We start from the raw sequence: 19,777 nt of genomic DNA on the forward strand, positions 1-19,777 counted from the left end.
TATTTGTGTAAATCAGAGATTTCCTGTGGGAGCGAGCCTGCTCTCGATGGGGGCCCGCAATAACACTGAATATCCACGCCCCTTGACGTAAACGTCAACCTGCCATTAGCTTAGCGCCATGACCTTTTTCGAGCGCTTCCATGAGCAGCCAGACCTACAGCATCTCCGACCTCGCCCGCGAGCTCGACATCACCACTCGGGCCATCCGCTTTTATGAAGAGCAAGGCCTGCTCAGCCCCGAGCGACGCGGTCAGGAACGCATCTACTCGCCCCGTGACAAGGTCAGTCTGAAGCTGATCCTGCGGGGCAAGCGCATTGGTTTCTCCCTGGCCGAATGCCGCGAGCTGATCGAACTCTACGACCCCACCGGTGGCAATCAGAAACAGCTGCAAACCATGCTGACCAAAATCGCCGAACGTCGTGAACAGCTTGAGCAACAGATGCTCGACATCGAACAGATGAAGCTGGAACTGGACACTGCGCAGGAGCGTTGCACCCAGGCGCTGGAACAGACCATCAAGAGCCAGCAGACCGTTCAGTAGTCCTTAACCCACAGGTGAATTGCTTATGTCCCTTCCCGCCCACGTACGCCTGGTCGAAGTCGGCCCACGCGACGGTCTGCAAAACGAAGCCCAACCCATCAGCGTTGCGGACAAGGTGCAACTGGTCGACGCGCTGACAGCCGCCGGTCTCGGCTATATAGAAGTCGGCAGTTTCGTCTCGCCCAAATGGGTACCGCAGATGGCCGGCTCTGCTGAGGTCTTCGCGCAAATCCAGCGCAAGCCTGGCGTGACCTATGGTGCACTCGCCCCCAACCTGCGCGGGTTTGAAGACGCCATTGCGGCCGGGGTCAAGGAAGTCGCGGTGTTCGCCGCCGCGTCGGAAGCGTTTTCCCAGCGCAACATCAATTGCTCGATCAGCGAAAGCCTGGAGCGCTTCGTGCCGATCATGGACGCCGCCAGGCAACACGGTGTCAGCGTGCGCGGTTACGTGTCCTGTGTGCTGGGCTGCCCTTACGAAGGTAACGTCGCGCCCGAGCAAGTCGCTCGGGTCGCGCGCGAGCTCTACGCGATGGGCTGCTATGAAGTTTCCCTGGGCGACACCATCGGCACCGGCACCGCTGGCGCGACCCGCAAGATGTTCGAGGTGGTGTCGGCCGACGTACCCCGTGAAAAACTGGCCGGGCACTTCCACGACACTTATGGCCAGGCCATGGCCAACATCTACGCCAGTCTGCTGGAAGGCATCTCGGTGTTCGACAGCTCCATCGCCGGCCTCGGCGGCTGCCCGTACGCCAAGGGCGCCAGCGGTAACGTTGCCACCGAAGACGTGGTTTACCTGCTCAACGGCCTGGGTATCGAGACCGGTATCGACCTGGACGCCTTGATTCTGGCCGGCCAGCAGATTTGCACGGTGCTGGGGCGATCGACCGGTTCGCGCGTGGCCAAGGCTCGCAGCGCACAGTGAGGCGTCGGGGTGTTACCGCCACCTCTGGAACGTGGGCGAAAGCGAGTAACACGGAAACAAATTGTCGTGCTTTGACTGAATGAAAAATCCTACAAAATTTCAAACCTTTGATTTTAAAGGCTTTTTAAAAGTTGGCACGGCTTCTGCTATCTCTATTGCATAACAAGAACAAAAAAAGCGGCAAACCTAATAAAAATAAGACGTAACGACTCTGACATAACAAAAACAACACGGCAGAGACGCAGCTAACAGATTTTTTTGGAGAGGATGTGCTTTTCAGGGTGCTTTTCGGAGTAACCCGCAACCGGGCAGAGAACAATAAAACTACCTTCAGGTAGCTCCCGAACTGGTTGGATCGCTTAGCGAAAAAGTAGATCAGCGCTCAAAAAAATACGTTTGCTCTTGATCCCGGATGGGGATCGACAAAAACAGCGGTAAAGGGTCACGGTTTCCAAAAACAAAAACAGACCGCCCCTCAATAATAAAAAAAGAGCACGCGCAACGACAAAATTAAAGGGGAGCTTCGGCTCCCCTTTGTGCTTTCTGGCGTTTGTAATTTCCAGCGCCATCCCCTGTGGGAGCGAGTTCGCTTCTCACAGGGGATTATCGTCAGATGTTATTGGTCTTCAACTCCTCGATACTGATCTCGCGCATCCGAAACTTCTGGATCTTCCCCGTCACCGTCATCGGAAACTCTTCGACGAACTTAAAGTAACGCGGTGTCTTGAAGTGCGCGATGCGCTCCTTGCACCACGCTTGCAGCTCCTGCTCGGTGGCGCTGTGGCCCGGATGGAATTTGATCCAGGCGACAATTTCTTCGCCATAACGCGAGCACGGAATCCCGATCACCTGCACATCGGCTACTGCCGGGTGGGTAAAGAAGAATTCTTCCAGCTCCCGCGGGTAAATGTTCTCACCGCCGCGGATGATCATGTCCTTGTTACGTCCGGCAATGCACACGTAGCCTTCGTCGTTCATGCTCGCCAGATCACCAGTGTGCATCCAGCCAGCCTGGTCGATGGCTTCCGCGGTGCCTTGCGGGTTGTTCCAGTAACCGAGCATCACGCTGTAACCGCGCGTGCACAGTTCACCGATCGTGCCGCGCAGCACCAGGTTGCCCGCCTCGTCGATGATCTTGCTTTCCAGTTGCGGCTGGGTGCGGCCGACGGTGGTGACGCGCAACTCCAGTTCGTCTGACGGACCGGTCTGCAACGACACCGGACTTGTTTCCGTCATGCCGTAGGCAATCTGCACTTCGCTCATGTGCATGTCACTGATGACCCGGCGCATCACCTCGATCGGACAGGTCGCCCCGGCCATGATTCCGGTGCGCAGGCTCGACAGATCGAATTCGGCGCGTTTGGGCTGATCGAGCATGGCGATAAACATGGTCGGCACGCCGTAGAGCGCGGTGGCCTTTTCTTCGGCGACGGTGGTCAGGGTCAGCAGCGGATCGAAGGCATCGTTGGGGTAAATCATAGTGCTGCCGTGGGTCATGCAACCGAGGTTGCCCATGACCATGCCAAAGCAGTGATACAGCGGCACCGGGATGACCAGACGGTCACTCGCGGTCAACCCGAGGCTTTCGCCGACCATGTAACCGTTGTTGAGAATGTTGTAGTGACTGAGGGTCGCGCCCTTCGGAAAACCGGTGGTGCCGGAGGTGTACTGGATGTTTACCGCCTGGTCGAAATGCAGACTGTCCTGACGCTCGCTCAACTGCTCTGTCGACACGCTCCCCGCCAGATCGGTCAATTGCGACCAAGGCAGGAAGCCCGATGGCGGCTGAGCATCAAGACTGATGACCCCCCGCAGCTCCGGCAGCCGTTCGCTCTGCAACTGTCCGATGGATTGCTCAGCCAGCTCGGGAACGAGGCCTTGCAGCATCCCGTGATAGTCGGAGGTCTTGAAGGCACCAGCGCAGACCAGCCATTGGCAGCCAGACTGCTTCAACACGTATTCAAGTTCGGAACTGCGATAGGCCGGGTTGATGTTGACCAGAATCACACCGATTTTCGCGCTGGCGAACTGGCTGATACACCACTGGGCGCAGTTCGGTGCCCAGATACCGAGGCGGTCACCGGCCTGCAAGCCCAGCGCCAATAGGGCTCTGGCGTGCAGGTTCACAGCTTCCGCCAGTTGCTGCCAGGTGTAGCGCAACTGTTGATGGCGCACGACCAGCGCCTCCCCGGTCGGATACTGTGCGACGGTGTTATCGAATGCCTGGCCAATAGTCATCGCCAGCAAGGCTTTGTCCTGGGAACCACGGGTATAGCTGCGCTGCGGGCTTGCACTGGGTTGATCCATGACGACCCCTATTGTCTTTATTGTAGGAACGAGCGGTGCGGCGATCCGACTTGCCCGCGATGGGAGCATTGCGGTGTAACTATACGACCGCGTTATCGTTCTTCGCGAGCAAGCTTTGCTCCTACAGAGTCGCTCAAGTTGACGTTAACGTAAAGGGTGATTGACAGCCATTCGTCACAGGCTTACGTTAACGTAAAGGTGAGAGCCAAATCACTGCCCTCCCTACCCTACAAAAAAGCCAAAAGGTGACCCATGAGCTACCCATCCCTGAACTTTGCCCTCGGTGAAACCATCGACATGCTGCGCGATCAGGTTCAGTCCTTCGTCGCCAAAGAGATCGCACCACGCGCCGCTCAGATCGACATCGACAACCTGTTCCCCGCCGATCTGTGGCGTAAATTCGGCGACATGGGCCTGCTGGGCGTTACCGTGCCGGAAGAATACGGCGGTGCTGGCCTGGGTTACCTGGCGCACGTGGTGATCATGGAAGAAATCAGCCGTGGCTCGGCCTCGGTCGCCCTGTCCTACGGCGCGCACTCCAACCTTTGCGTCAACCAGATCAACCGCAACGGCAATCACGAACAGAAAACAAAATACCTGCCGAAGCTGATCAGCGGCGAGCACATTGGCGCCCTGGCCATGAGCGAACCAAATGCCGGTTCCGACGTGGTGTCGATGAAACTGCGCGCCGACAAACGCGGCGATCACTACGTCCTCAACGGCAGCAAAACCTGGATCACCAACGGCCCTGACGCCAACACCTACGTGATCTACGCCAAGACAGACCTTGAAAAAGGTCCCCACGGCATCACCGCGTTCATCGTTGAACGTGATTCCAAAGGCTTCAGCCGCAGCAACAAATTCGACAAGCTCGGCATGCGCGGTTCCAACACCTGCGAGCTGTTCTTCGATGACGTGGAAGTGCCGGAAGAAAACATCCTCGGCGTGCTCAACGGTGGCGTGAAGGTGCTGATGAGCGGCCTCGATTACGAACGCGTTGTTCTGTCCGGCGGCCCGACTGGAATCATGCAGGCCTGCATGGACCTCATCGTTCCGTACATCCACGACCGCAAGCAGTTCGGCCAGAGCATCGGCGAATTCCAGCTGATCCAGGGCAAGGTCGCCGACATGTACACCCAACTCAACGCCAGCCGCGCCTACCTCTATGCGGTAGCGCAAGCGTGCGAACGCGGCGAAACCACCCGCAAGGATGCCGCCGGTGTGATCCTTTATAGCGCCGAACGCGCCACACAAATGGCCCTCGACGCGATTCAGATTCTCGGCGGCAACGGCTACATCAACGAATTCCCGGCCGGTCGTCTGCTGCGTGACGCCAAGCTGTACGAAATCGGCGCCGGCACCAGTGAGATCCGTCGCATGCTGATCGGTCGCGAACTGTTCAACGAAACCCGCTAAACGGAGCTGTCCATGGCTATTTTGCATACCCAGCTCAACCCCCGTTCGGCGGAGTTCGCGGCCAACAGCGCGGCAATGCTCAAACAGGTCGACGCCTTGCACACCCTGCTCGCGCAAGTGCAGCAAGGTGGCGGCCCGAAGGCTCAAGAACGCCACACCTCGCGGGGCAAACTGCTGCCCCGTGAGCGGATCAATCGCTTGCTCGATCCGGGTTCGCCGTTTCTCGAGATCAGCCAACTGGCGGCCTACGAGGTGTATGGCGAGGACGTGCCGGCCGCTGGCGTGATTGCCGGGATCGGCCGAGTCGAAGGCGTCGAATGCATGATCGTCGCCAACGATGCCACCGTGAAAGGCGGTTCGTATTACCCGCTGACCGTGAAAAAACACCTGCGCGCGCAGACCATCGCTCAGCAGAACCGTTTGCCGTGCATCTACCTGGTGGACTCCGGCGGCGCCAACCTGCCGCGTCAGGATGAAGTGTTCCCGGACCGCGAGCACTTCGGACGGATCTTCTTCAACCAGGCGAACATGAGCGCCATGGGCATTCCGCAAATCGCGGTGGTCATGGGTTCCTGCACCGCCGGTGGCGCGTACGTACCGGCCATGGCCGACGAAGCGATCATGGTGCGCGAGCAGGCAACCATTTTCCTCGCCGGCCCACCGCTGGTGAAAGCCGCGACCGGTGAAGTGGTCAGCGCCGAAGACCTCGGCGGGGCCGATGTGCACTGCAAGATTTCCGGGGTGGCCGACCATTACGCCGAGAGCGACGAACACGCCCTGGCCATTGCGCGGCGCAGCATCGCCAACCTCAACTGGCGCAAGCTCGGCGAAGTGCAACAGCGCACACCCATCGCCCCGCTCTACAACAGCGACGAGTTGTACGGCGTGGTGTCGGCGGACGCCAAGCAGCCGTTCGACGTGCGCGAAGTGATCGCGCGGTTGGTGGACGGTTCGGTGTTCGACGAGTTCAAGGCGCTGTTCGGGACTACATTGGTTTGCGGCTTTGCCTACTTGCACGGTTACCCGATCGCGATCCTCGCCAACAACGGCATTCTGTTCGCCGAAGCCGCGCAGAAAGGCGCGCACTTTATTGAGCTGGCCTGTCAGCGCGGCATTCCGCTGCTGTTCCTGCAAAACATCACCGGTTTCATGGTCGGCCAGAAGTACGAGGCCGGCGGCATCGCCAAGCACGGCGCGAAACTGGTGACCGCCGTGGCCTGCGCCAAGGTGCCGAAATTCACCGTGATCATCGGCGGTAGCTTCGGCGCCGGTAACTACGGCATGTGCGGCCGCGCTTATGATCCGCGGTTCCTGTGGATGTGGCCGAATGCGCGAATCGGTGTGATGGGCGCCGAGCAAGCCGCGGGTGTTTTGGTGCAAGTTAAACGCGAGCAGGCAGAGCGCAGTGGCCACGGTTTCAGTGCCGAGCAGGAAGCCGAGATCAAGCAACCGATCCTCGACCAGTATGAAGAACAGGGGCATCCCTACTACTCCAGCGCCCGGTTGTGGGACGACGGCGTCATCGACCCGGCGCAAACCCGCGATGTATTGGCCCTGGCCTTGTCGGCGTCGCTGAATGCGCCTGTCGAACAGAGCCGCTTCGGCGTGTTCCGGATGTGATCGGGAGAAGAAAATCATGAGCGACTTCAACACCCTCGAACTGCTGAGCGATCCAAGGGGTTTTGCGACTCTGTGGCTCAGCCGTGAAGAAAAGAACAACGCCTTCAACGCCGAAATGATCCGCGAACTGATCCTCGCCCTGGACAAAGTGTCGAGCGACGCCAGCCTGCGGTTTCTGCTGGTGCGTGGACGCGGCAAGCATTTCAGCGCCGGAGCAGACCTGGCCTGGATGCAGCAGTCGGCCGAACTCGATTACCACACCAACCTCGACGACGCCCGGGAACTGGCGGAGTTGATGTACAACCTCGCCAAGCTCAAAGTCCCGACGCTGGCGGTGGTGCAAGGCGCTGCATTCGGTGGCGCGCTGGGCCTGATCAGTTGCTGCGACATGGCCATCGGCGCCGACGACGCGCAGTTCTGCCTGTCGGAAGTGCGTATCGGCCTGGCGCCAGCGGTGATCAGTCCGTTCGTGGTGCAAGCCATCGGCGAACGCGCGGCACGTCGCTACGCGCTGACCGCAGAGCGTTTCGGCGGACAACGAGCACGGGAAATCGGCTTGTTGTCGGAGAGTTATCCGATCGCAGAGCTGGAACTGAACGTCGAACAATGGATCGACAACCTGCTGCTCAACAGCCCGGCCGCCATGCGAGCCAGCAAGGACTTGCTGCGTGAAGTCGGCCACGGCGCGCTGACCCCGGCGCTGCGGCGCTACACCGAAAACGCCATCGCCCGCATCCGCGTCAGCCCCGAAGGCCAGGAAGGTCTGCGGGCCTTTCTGCAAAAACGTCCGCCGAGCTGGCAAGCCGCAACCACCACCAAGGAGTCGCGTTGATGAGCGCACCTGTTCTCACCACCCTGCTGGTGGCCAACCGCGGCGAAATCGCTTGCCGGGTGATGCGTACCGCCAAGGCCTTGGGCCTGACCACCGTGGCCGTTCACAGCGCCACTGACCGTGAAGCCCGACACAGCCGCGAAGCGGATATTCGCGTCGACCTCGGTGGCAGCAAAGCCGCTGACAGTTACCTGCAAATCGACAAACTGATCGCCGCCGCCAAGGCCAGCGGCGCTCAGGCGATTCATCCGGGTTATGGCTTTTTGTCCGAGAACGCCGGGTTCGCCCGGGCCATCGAAGACGCGGGCCTGATCTTCCTCGGCCCACCCGCCTCGGCCATCGACGCGATGGGCAGCAAATCCGCCGCCAAAGCCTTAATGGAAACCGCCGGCGTACCATTGGTGCCTGGCTATCACGGAGAGGCTCAGGACCTCGACACCTTCCGCGATGCTTGCGAACGCATCGGTTATCCGGTGCTGCTCAAGGCGACTGCCGGTGGCGGCGGCAAAGGCATGAAAGTGGTCGAGGACGTCAGTCAATTGGCCGAAGCCCTGGCCTCGGCCCAGCGTGAAGCGCAATCGTCGTTCGGCGATTCGCGGATGCTGGTGGAGAAGTACCTGCTCAAACCGCGTCACGTGGAAATCCAGGTCTTCGCCGACCAGCATGGCAACTGCCTGTACCTCAACGAACGTGACTGCTCGATTCAGCGTCGGCATCAAAAAGTCGTTGAAGAAGCACCCGCTCCAGGCTTGAGCCCGGAACTGCGTCGCGCCATGGGCGAAGCGGCCGTGCGTTCGGCGCAAGCCATCGGTTACGTCGGCGCTGGCACCGTGGAGTTTCTTCTGGATTCTCGCGGTGAGTTTTTCTTTATGGAGATGAACACGCGCCTGCAGGTCGAACACCCGGTCACCGAAGCCATCACCGGCCTCGATCTGGTGGCCTGGCAGATTCGTGTGGCCCGCGGCGAAGCGCTGCCGATGACTCAAGCCGAGGTTCCGCTGATCGGCCATGCCATCGAAGTGCGGCTGTATGCCGAAGACCCGGGCAATGATTTCCTGCCGGCTACCGGTCGACTGGAACTGTATCGCGAATCCGCCGAAGGTCCGGGGCGTCGTGTCGACAGCGGCGTCGAAGAAGGCGACGAGATCTCGCCGTTCTACGACCCGATGCTTGGCAAACTGATTGCCTGGGGCGAGGATCGTGAACAGGCGCGACTGCGGCTGCTGAGCATGCTCGATGAGTTTGCCATTGGCGGGCTCAAGACCAACATCAACTTCCTGCGCCGGATAGTCGGCCATCCGGCATTCGCTGCAGCCGAACTGGATACCGGGTTCATTCCGCGTTATCAGGAACAACTGCTGCCCGTTGCCGCGGACCTCAGTGACGAGTTCTGGCAAGCCGCCGCCCAGGCGTTTGCCCAGAGCCAGCCGACCTCCCCACGTGCCGATGACCCGAGTTCGCCTTGGGCCAACAGCAATGGTTTGCGCGCCGGACTGCCACGCGAAATCACTCTGCATTTGAGTTGTGAAGGCCAGGATCGGGCACTGACTTTAGGCGACACCTGCACCGCTCAACTTAAAGGCGAGCAGTTGCTGACCGAGCACAACGGCCTGCGCCGTCAGCATCGGACAATCCGTCGTGGCGATGTTCTGTATCTGCAATGGGAAGGCGAATTGCGCCGCATCGAGTCCTACGACCCGATCAGTGCTGTCGAAGCCAGTCACAGCCATCACGGCGGGCTGACCGCGCCCATGAATGGCAGCATCGTGCGGGTTCTGGTGGAAGCCGGGCAAACGGTCGAAGCCGGGGCGCAACTGGTGGTGCTGGAAGCGATGAAGATGGAGCACAGCATTCGTGCGCCACACGCCGGGGTGATCAAGGCGCTGTATTGCCAGGAAGGCGAGATGGTCAGTGAAGGCAGTGCGTTGGTCGAGTTGGAAGAAGCGTGAAATGAAGATCGGTCCTACGTCTTGCGAGGACCGATCTGATTAGAACCTGGCTGTCGCCTGAACCACCACGCCGATAATTCGGCACTCCTCGGTGTAAAGGGCTTTCGGATACGTCGGATTGAGCGGGACCAGGTAACGCTGCCCGCCCTCTTCGATCAGCTTGCGAAAGGTCGCCTCGGCGCTGTCGGGCCATTGGGCGATCACCAGTTTTCCGGGCTCCGGCACAATGGCCGGGTCCACCAGGACCATCATGCCCTCGGCGATGCTGATACCGCTGGGTGCAGTCATCGCATCGCCGACCACCACCAGCCAGAATGCCGCGCCCTGGGCGTGGTAATCGGTCAGTTCGAAACGTGGCTTGCCGTACACCGACAGCTCACCGTCGCGCACCTCGGCAGGCGCCCGCCAGTCGCTGACCGGGTAGCGGAAATAGGGGTTGTACTTTTGCGTCAGGGAAATCTCGTCGTCCTGCAGGACTAAAGGCTCCCGGATCACCATCGCCACTTCCAGGAAATCCATCCCGAGCGCCCGCAAGACACGGTTCATGTCTTCGATACTCGGCTGACGGCGTTTATTCAGCCAGTGACCCACGCCGCCCTGGGACATCCCGAGACGTTCGGCGAGTATCTCTTGAGTGACTTTGAGTTCACTCATCTTGGCCTTGACCAACTCAATCCATTTATCCATGTGCGGCACGATACGTGGGGGACTCCGGCCATCAAAACACAAATTGTAGTATTTAAACTCTCGTCATAAATACAGTACGTACTAGGATTGGTTCACGGATCTGAATCTATCACGGAGCTCGCCACCGCCATGTCCATCCCCTGCAACGACCTGCCTGACATGCAAATCGACACCAGCCTCACCTCGCCCAAAGGCTCTGCCGCCGCACAACGCGCGTTGGACTATTACTTGAAACCAGCAGTTTCAGAGGAAGTGGTCGAAGAACGTTTCTTTAACGTAAACCGCAACATCAGCTGTGAAGAGGCACTGGTCCATGCTTCGGATCTGTTGCGTTGTGCCGCCGCCACCGCGTACGAATCAGCCAACAATCTGCACGGCGCAAACCGCGACCTGGCGTTTTCGGCGGTACACATGATCGACATGGCCAAGGCAATGGTGGATCGATCCCTGGAGGGCGATCAGAACGGGTGAGACGAGGGTACTGGCGAGGAGGACGGGAAAGAATTTTCCAATCGCGCAGATAAAAACATTTGACTTGCAAACGAGAATGATTATTATTGCACGCAACTGGTCGCGAGATCAGTCGATTGTCCAAGTGACCTTAGGTCGGTCTCCTGGACTATCTCCTCATCAGGCTAATCACGGTTTTTGACCCGGCTTTTTTGCCGGGTTTTTTTTTGCCAGTTATTCTGGCTTTACCTTCAGGCTAATGAAGTCTTTAGGTGCTGCAAATTCGATGGCGCGGATGATATCAAAAGAATATCCGTTGGCAAGAGAAGCCCGGCATCATTGGCCCAAACTAATTAAAAAATAGCGCTTGAGAATCAATCGCACAGTCTCTAAGCTGCGTCGGCGTCAAGGAGGACGCCCCCCCTTTTACCCCGCAATTTCCCCCGGTTTTTCCCTTCCCAGCGTGTAAAGTAGCAGCCATAAAATCATATTCAGGAATCGACTATGGCCGTGGCTAAATCCTCTTTCGACATCAGTGCCAACTTCGACAGTGGCAACATTGAAGTGCTGGACATCAGCAATCCATTGCAAGCCCTGCTGGCCATCAAGCCAGACACCCGCAGCCAGCACTTTCAGTGGTTCCACTTCAAGGCCAGCGGTCTGCACGTCGGTCAGGAACACTGGTTTCGTCTGAACAATGCCAGCAGGTCTTCGTACAACAAAGCCTGGGATGGTTATCAGGCGGTCGCGTCCTACGACCACGTCAACTGGTTCCGGGTGCCGACCATATTCGAAGGTGACTGCCTGCGCTTCAGCCTTGAAGCCACCGCCACCCACGCCTGGTTTGCTTACTTCGAACCCTACAGCCGCGGTCGCCATGACTGGTTGATCGAGCAGGCGCTGTCCAAGGCCGGCACCGAACTGCTGGCCACCGGCAAGAGCGTCGAAGGTCGAGACATCCAGCTGCTGCGTAAAGGCACGGGCGCCGAAGGTCAACGCAAGGTCTGGATCATCGCCCAGCAACACCCCGGCGAACACATGGCCGAGTGGTTCATGGAAGGCGTGATTGAACGCCTGGAAAAGCACGACGATCCTGTGCTGAGCAAATTGCTGGCCAGCGCCGACCTGTACCTGGTGCCGAACATGAACCCGGACGGCGCTTTCCACGGTCACCTGCGCACCAACGCCATGGGCCAGGACCTGAACCGCGCCTGGCAGAGCGCCAGCCAGGAAGTCAGCCCGGAAGTGCTGTTCGTTCAGCAGCAAATGGAAAAGTACGGCGTGGACCTGTTCCTCGACATCCACGGCGATGAAGAAATCCCCTACGTGTTCACCGCCGGTTGCGAAGGCAACCCGGGCTACACGCCGCGGATCGAAAAACTCGAAGAGCATTTCCGCAGCCATTTGAAGCACCTGACCAAGGACTTCCAGACCAAGCACGGCTACACCCGCGACGAGCCGGGCAAAGCCAATATGACCCTGGCGTGCAACAGCGTCGGCGAGAAATTCGACTGCCTGTCGCTGACCCTGGAAATGCCCTTCAAGGACAACAACGATGCACCGAATGCGCTGACCGGCTGGTCCGGCAAGCGCTCGAAGCAGTTGGGCAAGGATGTGCTGACCACCGTCGCGGACATGGTCAACACGTTGCGCTGAATGCGCAAAATCAAAAGATCGCAGGCTTCGCCAGCTCCTACGCCGATCGTGTGAACCGCACGAATCTTTGTAGGAGCTGCCGCAGGCTGCGATCTTTTAGCCGCGCCCCTTGCCCCGCAACATGCTGTCCAGCACCTCATCGCGGCGCACCCAACCATGAAACAACGCCGCGGCCAGGTGCAGCAGCACCGTCAGGAACAGCAGATACGCCAAATACCCGTGAGCCTTGCGCAGGAACGCAAACACCTGCGCATTGGCCGGCAGGATCGATGGCAACTGCAACGAGCTGCTGAGCATCACCGGATCCCCCGCCGCCGAAATCATCGCCCAGCCCAGCAGCGGCAGGACCAGCATCAAGGCGTACAACAAAACATGTGAAGCCTTGGCCGCCAGCACTTGCCAACCCGGCAGATCCGCCGGCAGCGGTGGCTGTTGAGTGGAAAAACGCACGCCCAGACGCACGATCACCAGCAGCAGAATCGCAACGCCCAAGGGTTTGTGCAGATGAATCAGCCACTCATGACGCTCGGACACCGAAGCGGCCATGCCCGCGCCGATAAACAGCATCGAAATGATCATCAGCGCCATCAGCCAATGCAGCAGTCGCGCTAAAGGCGCGAAGTGGTTCGGTTGAGCGCTCATTGACGAGACTCCTGTTTATTAGCAGAGGGCAACTGGCTGACTTCGCTGGTACGGCGCAAGTAGGAACTGGCGTAACCGGCGGAACGAGCGGCGAGCAACGGGTCATTGGAACCTTCGATACCGGCGGGCAGTACCAGCGGGTCGTAGTTGATGTCACGGCATTCGCCATTGAGCTGCGGCTGAGTGCTTTCGAGCACCAGGGTGCCGGCGTTCAACACTTTACGACCCTCGGGCCAGGCCTTACTGGCGTCGTTGACCGGATCACCGGAGTCGGCCAGCGTGATGTTCAGCTGCCAACGCAGCGGCCCTGCGGAAAGACGCTGAACCAGGTCTTTCTCGAGGAAATCACCCCCTTCAGGCACCGTAGCACCCGCTGCATCCTGAGCCACCGGCACCATGCTCCAGCGCACCGCCTGCCGCTGCCCGGCCGCGTTCACCAGGTAAAACGCATTGACGCTGTTGTAGGTCTCCGTCACGTAACTGGCCGATGGCTTGGCAGTTTTGATCCAGGCCAGAAAAGGCGCAGCTTCCGGATGAGAACCAAAGAATGCGGGGACGGCAGCAGGGTTCGGCTTGCCGGTGGCCGGGTCCGGCGACTGGGCTTGTTGCAATTGATAGAACGCCTCGGGCGTGCCCACCGGGAACACCGGCATGCTGTTCATCCCGGTGCGCCACTGCTGGCCGTTGGCCTGAGTGAATCGCAACGCCAGGCTGCGGATCGGCACGCTGTTGTCCGGCGCGTAAGGATTGCCCGCAGGCAGTGCGAAACGTCCGACTACCGGGGTCCTCGCCACATTGAACACCTGAGCGCTGGAATAGCTGCGCGCCTCGCCGCTGCTCTCGAAATGACCGATCACGCACACACCTTTGGAGTGGTTACGGCGGAACCCCGGGTGCTTCCCGTTGTTGGTCTCCAGCACATTGATCAGCTTTTTCGGGGTCAGACGCTGTGGGTCAAAGGTGCCGTTGACGTAGGCAAAAGCCCCGGCCAGGGCGGCGACCACCACGGCAATGCCGGTCAGGCGCAACGTCAGGCTCGCGGCACTCAAGGGTGGCCGGGGTGGCGGTGATGAGCGATCTACCATGAAAGACTCCAGGGCCATCGGCCACAAGTGAGAAGGATCAAGCAGACGCACCCCACGGCGGTTTATTCCATCGCGCGGTATTTATTTTTTCAGGCGTGGAATAACCTCGAATGCCGGGCGTCTTCCTAGACACTCAAGCGTAGTGACTAGTCAGAACTTCATGAACGATATCGACGAACAACTGAGAGAAATCATTCCCAGATTGCGCCGGTTCGCCGTTTCGCTGACGCGCAATCCCAGTAGCGCCGACGATCTGGTGCAGGCCAGCCTTGAGCGAGCGCTGTCGAGTTGGGGCGACAAACGCCCCGAGGGCGACTTGCGCGCCTGGTTGTTTTCGATTCTTTATCGCCAGTTTCTCGATGCTCACCGGCGCTCCCGGCGTTATGCGCGGATGCTCGAATTCTTTACCGGGCGTGACGATACACAGCCGTCGGTGGAGCGCACCGTGATCGCCCAATCGACGCTGCAAGCGTTCGACCAGCTCACCACCGAACAACGCGCGTTACTGCTTTGGGTGTCGGTGGAAGGCTTGAGTTATAAAGAGGTCGCCGAGATTCTCGACGTCCCCACGGGCACCGTGATGTCCCGCCTGTCCCGTGCCCGCCAGGCATTGCGCCAGCTCAGCGACGGCGAAATCACCCGCCCTTCTCTGCGGAGACTCAAATGATCAGCATGCCCCCAAGCGAGCGTGACCTGCACGCCTACGTCGACCATCAACTCAGCGATGCCGACCGACGTCTGGTGGAGACTTTTCTGGCCAGCAACACTGAAGTGGCTGCACACGTGCGCGCCTGGCAGCAGGACGCCCAGCAACTACGTGCGGCATTGAGCGGCGCCCTGCAGCAACCGGCCAATCCGGACCTCGACCCGGCGCTGATTCGCCAACGCCTCAAACGACAATCTCGCCGTCACCTGGCCAGCGCTGCTGTGTTGCTGGTCGCCGTGAGCATCGGCGGGTTCAGCGGCTGGCAGGCGCGGGAGATGACCCTCATCAGCGCTGCGGCGCCGATGACCGATGCAATGCAGGCGTACCGTCTGTTTGCTCAGCAAGGCATCCTGCCGGCGGATTACAAGGTCAGCGACGATGGCGATATGCAGGGCTGGCTCGACCGTTATTTCACCCAGGCCCATCGCTTGCCGGACCTTTCCGGTGCAGGGTTCAAACCGGTCAGCGGGCGCTTGCTCAGCACCGAGCAAGGGCCGGCGGCGATGGTGGTCTACGAGGATCAAAGCGGCCATAAAGTCAGCTTCTACGTCCGCCCACCAGGACCGAAAAACTACCTGTTGCCCAGGGGCAGTCGCAGCGATGGCGAGTTGCAGGCCGAGTACTGGTCGGGGGGCGGGTACAACTATGCGATGGTCAGCCCGACTGATACGCCGGCGGCGCAGATGCTCAAGCAAACCGTGCAGTTCTGACTTCCGACACTGATCGTTCCCATGCTCTGCGTGGGAATGCCTCACCGGACGCTCCGCGTCCAATGCGGGGGACGCAGAGCGTCCCGGGCTGCATTCCTTTGCTGCGCGTGGGAACGATCGACGTAGGGGTCAACCCTGCCCAAAGACTTGCGAAGGCCTCCGCAGCAACGGGTCGAACGGATTGATCCGCGGCCCGATCAGCGCCGCTTCGCGCTTGAGCATTTCCACCACCGTCGGCAAACGATCCGGCCCCAGCCGATCACTCACGGTCGCCACACTCAACGCCGCCACTGCCCGCCCTTCTCGATCCAGTATCGGCACGGCCACCCCGGCCATGCCTTGCAACACGCCTGTATTGCGCCCGGCGTAACCCAGTTTGCGTACGTTCTCGACTTCCGAGCGCAGGAACACCTCGTCGTACAGGTGAAAATCCTTGAGCCTCGGCAAGTTGTAGTGAATCACCGTGTCACGCTCTTCTTCCGGCAGGAACGCCAGTATCGCCAAACTGCCCTGCCCCACCCCCAACGCCACCCGCCCGCCAATGTCACCGGTAAACGTGCGGATCGGAAACGGCCCTTCGCTGCGGTCCAGGCAGATCGCATCAAAACCACTGCGCGCCAGCAAAAATAACGAATCCCCCAACGACGCCGACAGCCGCAGCAGCGCCGGACGCACCAGTTCGCGCAGGTTTCCGGTATTCCCGGCGCGGGCCGCCAGGGCGAAAAACTCCAGACTCAAGCGATAGCGTTTGCTGCGTGCATCCTGCTCGACCATGCCCTCGTCCATCAGGCTGCGCAGCAATCGGTGCGTGGTCGGTTGCGACAGGCCAATGCGCTGGGCCAGTTGCGTCACCCGCTCCCCGCCCTCGACGGTGTCACCCAGGCTGCGCAACACGGCAAACAGTCTTGAGACTGCACCGACGCCGACTTCACTTTTGCTTTTATTCCGCTCAATGGAATCTTTCATGGGTTTTCTCAAGTATTAATTTACTCACCGAATGAAACTAAAAATAGTCATCGCTTCAGTGAAATAGGCCATTGAGCCCATCCTATTCTTCGTCCTACTCTGCGTCCAGACAGGGGCGATTCGAACAACAGCGGCAGCCGACTGAAGTCGAGCGCCAACGCACCCAGCACTATTTTTTCGTATCTGCCCATACAAAAAAGCGCGACCTCAGGCCGCGCATAACAATCTCAGGTGGAGCGCAGTTATGGCTTTTGTGCAACTTGAAGGACTCGGCAAACGTTACGGCGAGATCGACGCCGTCGTTGCCACCAATCTCTCGGTCGAGAAAGGCGAGTTCGTCTCGCTGCTCGGCCCCTCCGGATGCGGCAAAACCACCACCCTGCAAATGATTGCCGGCTTCGTCGACGTCAGCAGCGGACGCATTCTGCTGGACGGTCGCGACATCACCCACGCCAAACCCGCCAGCCGTGGTTTGGGCGTGGTGTTCCAGAGTTACGCGCTGTTCCCGCACATGACCGTCAAAGACAACGTCGCCTTCGGCCTGCGCATGCGCAAAGTGCCCGGTGCCGAGTTGCTGCAGCGAGTGGACCGGGTGCTGAAACTGGTACGCCTCAACCAGCATGCCGAGCGTTACCCCCGGGAGCTTTCCGGTGGCCAGCGTCAACGCGTTGCATTAGCTCGGGCCTTGGTGATCGAACCGCCGGTGCTGCTGCTCGATGAGCCGCTGTCCAACCTCGACGCCAACCTGCGCGAAGAGATGCAATTCGAGATCCGCCGCATCCAGCGCGAAGTCGGGATCACCACGCTGATGGTCACCCATGACCAGTCCGAAGCGCTGTCCATCAGCGACCGGGTGGTGGTGATGCAGGCCGGGCGTATCACCCAGATCGACGCGCCCTACACCCTCTACGAACACCCGCGCACCGAATTCATTTCCGGGTTCGTCGGCAAGGCCAATCTGCTGCCCGGCGAACGGGACAGTGCCGGCGTCGTCCAGGTGAACAGTGGCGGCGATATGACCCTCAGCCTGCGCCCGGAAAAAATCGATCTGCGGGAAAAAGGTCAGGGCCGTCTGCAAGGCAAAATCGTCAGTCGCTTCTTTCTCGGCAGCCAATGGCTGTACGGCGTATCGACGACCCTGGGCGAACTCAGCGTGGTACGCCGCAACGACGGTTCGGCACCGCTGACCGAAGGCACGGCGGTCGGGCTCGATTGGGACGCGACGTTGCTGCGGGTGCTGAGTGTCGATGAGGTGCCGGCATGAGTACGCTTGTCGCCATTCGCCAGGGACGCCAGGGTTATTGGCTGTCGACACCGGCCCTGACCTTGTACCTCGGGCTGCTGGTTATTCCGCTGCTGCTGACCTTGGTGTTGTCATTCAACGTTTTCGACTACAGCTCGGGGATCAACGGCGACGCCTACACCCTCGACCACTACAGCAGCCTGCTGGGCGACCCGTACTTCTACGAAATCTTTCTGCGCACGATGTGGATCAGCGCCCTGACCACCCTGCTCTGCGTGGTGATCGGTGTGCCCGAGGCCTACATCCTCAGCCGCATGGGCGCACCGTGGCGCTCGATTTTCCTGATTCTGATCCTCACCCCGTTGCTGATTTCGGTGGTGGTGCGCGCCTTCGGCTGGAGCCTGCTGCTCGGTGCCGACGGCCTGGTCAACCAGACCCTGCAAGCCTTCGGTGGCTCGCCGATGAAGCTGCTCTACACACCGTTTGCGGTGGTGATCGCACTGGTCCACGTGATGCTGCCGTTCATGATTATTCCGGTCTGGACCTCGTTGCAAAAACTCGACCCGGCCGCCGAGCAGGCCGCGATGTCCCTCGGCGCCAGCCACTTCACCGTGATGCGCCAAGTGGTGTTGCCGCAGATCATGCCCGGTGTGCTTTCCGGCACGTTGATCGTGTTCGGTCTCGCCGCCAGTTCGTTTGCGATTCCCGGCCTGCTCGGCGGACGCCGCCTGAAGATGGTCGCCACGCTGATCTACGACCAATACCTGTCGGAGCTCAACTGGCCGATGGGCGCGGCCATCGCCGTGGCCCTGCTGTTGCTCAACCTGCTGATCATGCTGTCGTGGAACCGAATGATCGAAGGCCGCTACAAGAAGTCATTGGGATAACTCGTCATGTCCAAGAACGGTCCTTTCGCCCTGCTGTTCCATGCCCTGGTGGTGCTGTTTATGTTGGCGCCGCTGGTGGTGGTCTGCCTCGTGGCCTTCACCCCGGAAAACACCCTGAGCCTGCCGACCACGGAGTTTTCCCTGCGCTGGTTTCGCGCAGTGTTCGAGCGTGCTGACTTTGTCGATGCGTTCTACAACAGCCTGATCCTGGCGTTCTGCGCCGCCAGTCTGGCGACGCTGATCGCGGTGCCAGCCGCGCTGGCAATCACGCGCTTCGAGTTCCCCGGCCGGGACTTTTTCAACGGTCTGTTCCTGTCGCCGATCATCATTCCGCATCTGGTGCTCGGCGTGGCACTGCTGCGCTTGTTTGCGCTGATGGGCGTGAATGGCAGCTTCGCCTGGCTGATCTTCGCCCACGTACTGGTGATCACTCCGTACGTGCTGCGACTGGTATTGGCGTCGGCCATCGGCCTGGATCGCAGCGCCGAACACGCCGCGCAATCGCTCGGTGCCGGGCGCTTCACGTTGTTCAGGGAAATTACCTTGCCGATGATTCTGCCGGGGGTCGCCGGTGGCTGGCTGCTGGCGTTCATCAACAGTTTCGATGAGGTCACGCTGTCGATTTTCGTCACCTCGCCGGCCACGCAAACCTTGCCGGTGCGGATGTACGTGTACGCCACCGAATCCATCGATCCGATGATGGCGGCGGTGTCGGCCCTGGTGATTGCGCTGACCGCGCTGACGATGATTCTGCTTGATCGGGTCTACGGCCTCGATCGGGTTCTGGTGGGCAAACAATGAGGGCGCCATGGCTCTGCTGAAACGACTGGCCGAAGGCGATCGCCCGGCCCTTGACTTTACCCTCGACGGCCGACCTGCCACCGGCCTGCTCGGCGACACCTTGCTGACGGCGGTGCTGACCTGCAGCGAACACTTGCGCGGCAGCGACTTCAGCGCCGAACCCCGCGCCGGGTTTTGCATGATGGGTGCCTGTCAGGACTGCTGGGTTCGACTGGGCGATGGCCGGCGCGTGCGCGCCTGCTCGACGCTGCTCGAAGCCGGCCAGCAGATCAGCCGCGAACCGGGGCGCTGTGTATGACAGCCATTTATCCGGTGCTCCCAAAAAATCGCAGCCTTCGGCAGCTCCTACGCCG

Annotated in this window: 19 protein-coding genes; 14 read left to right on the forward strand and 5 right to left on the reverse strand. The window is 60.1% G+C overall.

The genetic code is table 11. The annotated features are described in order from the left end of the window. Positions 1–140 precede the first annotated feature (140 nt). Together ACYZT5_RS14270 and ACYZT5_RS14275 are read left to right on the forward strand one after the other, a co-directional pair. Positions 141–542: a MerR family transcriptional regulator gene (locus ACYZT5_RS14270; RefSeq protein ID WP_046047542.1), complete on the forward strand. Its 402-nt coding sequence runs from the start codon at positions 141–143 to the stop codon at positions 540–542. 25 nt (positions 543–567) lie between these two features. Beyond that, entirely contained in the window at positions 568–1,467 is a 900-nt protein-coding gene (locus ACYZT5_RS14275) for a hydroxymethylglutaryl-CoA lyase (RefSeq protein ID WP_462051659.1), read from the forward strand. Positions 1,468–2,076: 609 nt separating this feature from the next. On the opposite strand, the gene ACYZT5_RS14280 is transcribed toward ACYZT5_RS14275, so the two are convergent. Beyond that, positions 2,077–3,774, reverse strand: coding sequence for an AMP-binding protein (locus tag ACYZT5_RS14280; RefSeq protein ID WP_462051660.1), 1,698 nt, complete (start codon positions 3,772–3,774; stop codon positions 2,077–2,079). A gap of 252 nt (positions 3,775–4,026) precedes the next feature. On the opposite strand from ACYZT5_RS14280, the gene ACYZT5_RS14285 reads away from it, so the two are divergent. Genes ACYZT5_RS14285 through ACYZT5_RS14300 form a run of 4 tightly spaced genes read left to right on the forward strand, consistent with a single transcriptional unit; the run spans position 4,027 to position 9,591 of the window. Continuing rightward, positions 4,027–5,190, forward strand: coding sequence for an isovaleryl-CoA dehydrogenase (locus ACYZT5_RS14285; protein ID WP_129436997.1), 1,164 nt, complete (start codon positions 4,027–4,029; stop codon positions 5,188–5,190). A gap of 12 nt (positions 5,191–5,202) precedes the next feature. Next, entirely contained in the window at positions 5,203–6,810 is a 1,608-nt protein-coding gene (locus ACYZT5_RS14290; RefSeq protein WP_461969984.1) for a carboxyl transferase domain-containing protein, read from the forward strand. A gap of 16 nt (positions 6,811–6,826) precedes the next feature. Next, positions 6,827–7,642, forward strand: coding sequence for a gamma-carboxygeranoyl-CoA hydratase (locus tag ACYZT5_RS14295; protein ID WP_282376507.1), 816 nt, complete (start codon positions 6,827–6,829; stop codon positions 7,640–7,642). Next, positions 7,642–9,591, forward strand: coding sequence for an acetyl/propionyl/methylcrotonyl-CoA carboxylase subunit alpha (locus tag ACYZT5_RS14300; protein ID WP_462051661.1), 1,950 nt, complete (start codon positions 7,642–7,644; stop codon positions 9,589–9,591). The genes ACYZT5_RS14295 and ACYZT5_RS14300 overlap by 1 nt, the downstream gene beginning before the upstream one ends. A 39-nt stretch (positions 9,592–9,630) precedes the next feature. On the opposite strand, the gene ACYZT5_RS14305 is transcribed toward ACYZT5_RS14300, so the two are convergent. Next, positions 9,631–10,278, reverse strand: coding sequence for a LexA family protein (locus ACYZT5_RS14305; RefSeq protein ID WP_462051662.1), 648 nt, complete (start codon positions 10,276–10,278; stop codon positions 9,631–9,633). 129 nt (positions 10,279–10,407) lie between these two features. Here ACYZT5_RS14305 and ACYZT5_RS14310 point away from each other — a divergent pair, with 129 nt between their 5' ends. After that, complete coding sequence (locus tag ACYZT5_RS14310; RefSeq protein WP_462051663.1) at positions 10,408–10,749, forward strand: DUF6124 family protein; 342 nt, start codon at positions 10,408–10,410, stop codon at positions 10,747–10,749. Between the two features lie 483 nt (positions 10,750–11,232). Further along, on the forward strand, positions 11,233–12,384 hold the full coding sequence (locus tag ACYZT5_RS14315; RefSeq protein WP_462051664.1) for a M14 family metallopeptidase: 1,152 nt from the start codon (positions 11,233–11,235) through the stop codon (positions 12,382–12,384). A 96-nt stretch (positions 12,385–12,480) separates the two neighbouring features. Here ACYZT5_RS14315 and ACYZT5_RS14320 read toward each other — a convergent pair whose 3' ends face one another. After that, complete coding sequence (locus ACYZT5_RS14320; RefSeq protein ID WP_462051665.1) at positions 12,481–13,026, reverse strand: cytochrome b; 546 nt, start codon at positions 13,024–13,026, stop codon at positions 12,481–12,483. Further along, positions 13,023–14,111 carry a catalase family peroxidase gene (locus tag ACYZT5_RS14325; protein ID WP_462051666.1) on the reverse strand — a complete coding sequence of 363 codons (1,089 nt, stop codon included), beginning with the start codon at positions 14,109–14,111 and terminating at the stop codon, positions 13,023–13,025. Before ACYZT5_RS14325 ends, ACYZT5_RS14320 begins: the two co-directional genes overlap by 4 nt. 160 nt (positions 14,112–14,271) lie before the next feature. On the opposite strand from ACYZT5_RS14325, the gene ACYZT5_RS14330 reads away from it, so the two are divergent. Both ACYZT5_RS14330 and ACYZT5_RS14335 read left to right on the forward strand, forming a co-directional pair. After that, positions 14,272–14,778, forward strand: coding sequence for an RNA polymerase sigma factor (locus ACYZT5_RS14330; protein ID WP_462051667.1), 507 nt, complete (start codon positions 14,272–14,274; stop codon positions 14,776–14,778). Next, positions 14,775–15,527: an anti-sigma factor family protein gene (locus ACYZT5_RS14335; RefSeq protein ID WP_462051668.1), complete on the forward strand. Its 753-nt coding sequence runs from the start codon at positions 14,775–14,777 to the stop codon at positions 15,525–15,527. Before ACYZT5_RS14330 ends, ACYZT5_RS14335 begins: the two co-directional genes overlap by 4 nt. 129 nt (positions 15,528–15,656) lie before the next feature. Here the strand turns inward: ACYZT5_RS14335 and ACYZT5_RS14340 are convergent, their stop codons facing one another. Further along, positions 15,657–16,493 carry an IclR family transcriptional regulator gene (locus ACYZT5_RS14340; RefSeq protein WP_462051669.1) on the reverse strand — a complete coding sequence of 279 codons (837 nt, stop codon included), beginning with the start codon at positions 16,491–16,493 and terminating at the stop codon, positions 15,657–15,659. 244 nt (positions 16,494–16,737) lie between these two features. Here ACYZT5_RS14340 and ACYZT5_RS14345 point away from each other — a divergent pair, with 244 nt between their 5' ends. The 4 genes from ACYZT5_RS14345 to ACYZT5_RS14360 are packed head-to-tail and all read left to right on the forward strand — an operon-like array spanning position 16,738 to position 19,722. Continuing rightward, positions 16,738–17,757 carry an ABC transporter ATP-binding protein gene (locus tag ACYZT5_RS14345; protein ID WP_462051670.1) on the forward strand — a complete coding sequence of 340 codons (1,020 nt, stop codon included), beginning with the start codon at positions 16,738–16,740 and terminating at the stop codon, positions 17,755–17,757. Then, complete coding sequence (locus ACYZT5_RS14350) at positions 17,754–18,623, forward strand: ABC transporter permease (RefSeq protein ID WP_462051671.1); 870 nt, start codon at positions 17,754–17,756, stop codon at positions 18,621–18,623. Before ACYZT5_RS14345 ends, ACYZT5_RS14350 begins: the two co-directional genes overlap by 4 nt. A gap of 6 nt (positions 18,624–18,629) precedes the next feature. Beyond that, positions 18,630–19,424, forward strand: a complete 795-nt coding sequence (locus ACYZT5_RS14355) for an ABC transporter permease (RefSeq protein ID WP_027925045.1) — start codon at positions 18,630–18,632, stop codon at positions 19,422–19,424. 7 nt (positions 19,425–19,431) lie between these two features. After that, positions 19,432–19,722, forward strand: coding sequence for a (2Fe-2S)-binding protein (locus tag ACYZT5_RS14360; protein WP_462051672.1), 291 nt, complete (start codon positions 19,432–19,434; stop codon positions 19,720–19,722). Positions 19,723–19,777: the final 55 nt, after the last annotated feature.

It is taken from the genome of Pseudomonas sp. LB3P14 (assembly GCF_054898045.1).

Coding starts and splice junctions, on each gene's coding strand:
- ACYZT5_RS14360 (WP_462051672.1), top strand. CDS start 19,432: ATGGCTCTGCTGAAACGACTGGCCGAAGGCGATCGCCCGGCCCTTGAC.
- ACYZT5_RS14280 (WP_462051660.1), bottom strand. CDS start 3,774: ATGGATCAACCCAGTGCAAGCCCGCAGCGCAGCTATACCCGTGGTTCC.
- ACYZT5_RS14315 (WP_462051664.1), top strand. CDS start 11,233: ATGGCCGTGGCTAAATCCTCTTTCGACATCAGTGCCAACTTCGACAGT.
- ACYZT5_RS14330 (WP_462051667.1), top strand. CDS start 14,272: ATGAACGATATCGACGAACAACTGAGAGAAATCATTCCCAGATTGCGC.
- ACYZT5_RS14275 (WP_462051659.1), top strand. CDS start 568: ATGTCCCTTCCCGCCCACGTACGCCTGGTCGAAGTCGGCCCACGCGAC.
- ACYZT5_RS14325 (WP_462051666.1), bottom strand. CDS start 14,111: ATGGTAGATCGCTCATCACCGCCACCCCGGCCACCCTTGAGTGCCGCG.
- ACYZT5_RS14290 (WP_461969984.1), top strand. CDS start 5,203: ATGGCTATTTTGCATACCCAGCTCAACCCCCGTTCGGCGGAGTTCGCG.
- ACYZT5_RS14320 (WP_462051665.1), bottom strand. CDS start 13,026: ATGAGCGCTCAACCGAACCACTTCGCGCCTTTAGCGCGACTGCTGCAT.
- ACYZT5_RS14345 (WP_462051670.1), top strand. CDS start 16,738: ATGGCTTTTGTGCAACTTGAAGGACTCGGCAAACGTTACGGCGAGATC.
- ACYZT5_RS14335 (WP_462051668.1), top strand. CDS start 14,775: ATGATCAGCATGCCCCCAAGCGAGCGTGACCTGCACGCCTACGTCGAC.
- ACYZT5_RS14270 (WP_046047542.1), top strand. CDS start 141: ATGAGCAGCCAGACCTACAGCATCTCCGACCTCGCCCGCGAGCTCGAC.
- ACYZT5_RS14295 (WP_282376507.1), top strand. CDS start 6,827: ATGAGCGACTTCAACACCCTCGAACTGCTGAGCGATCCAAGGGGTTTT.
- ACYZT5_RS14305 (WP_462051662.1), bottom strand. CDS start 10,278: ATGGATAAATGGATTGAGTTGGTCAAGGCCAAGATGAGTGAACTCAAA.
- ACYZT5_RS14310 (WP_462051663.1), top strand. CDS start 10,408: ATGTCCATCCCCTGCAACGACCTGCCTGACATGCAAATCGACACCAGC.
- ACYZT5_RS14285 (WP_129436997.1), top strand. CDS start 4,027: ATGAGCTACCCATCCCTGAACTTTGCCCTCGGTGAAACCATCGACATG.
- ACYZT5_RS14300 (WP_462051661.1), top strand. CDS start 7,642: ATGAGCGCACCTGTTCTCACCACCCTGCTGGTGGCCAACCGCGGCGAA.
- ACYZT5_RS14350 (WP_462051671.1), top strand. CDS start 17,754: ATGAGTACGCTTGTCGCCATTCGCCAGGGACGCCAGGGTTATTGGCTG.
- ACYZT5_RS14355 (WP_027925045.1), top strand. CDS start 18,630: ATGTCCAAGAACGGTCCTTTCGCCCTGCTGTTCCATGCCCTGGTGGTG.
- ACYZT5_RS14340 (WP_462051669.1), bottom strand. CDS start 16,493: ATGAAAGATTCCATTGAGCGGAATAAAAGCAAAAGTGAAGTCGGCGTC.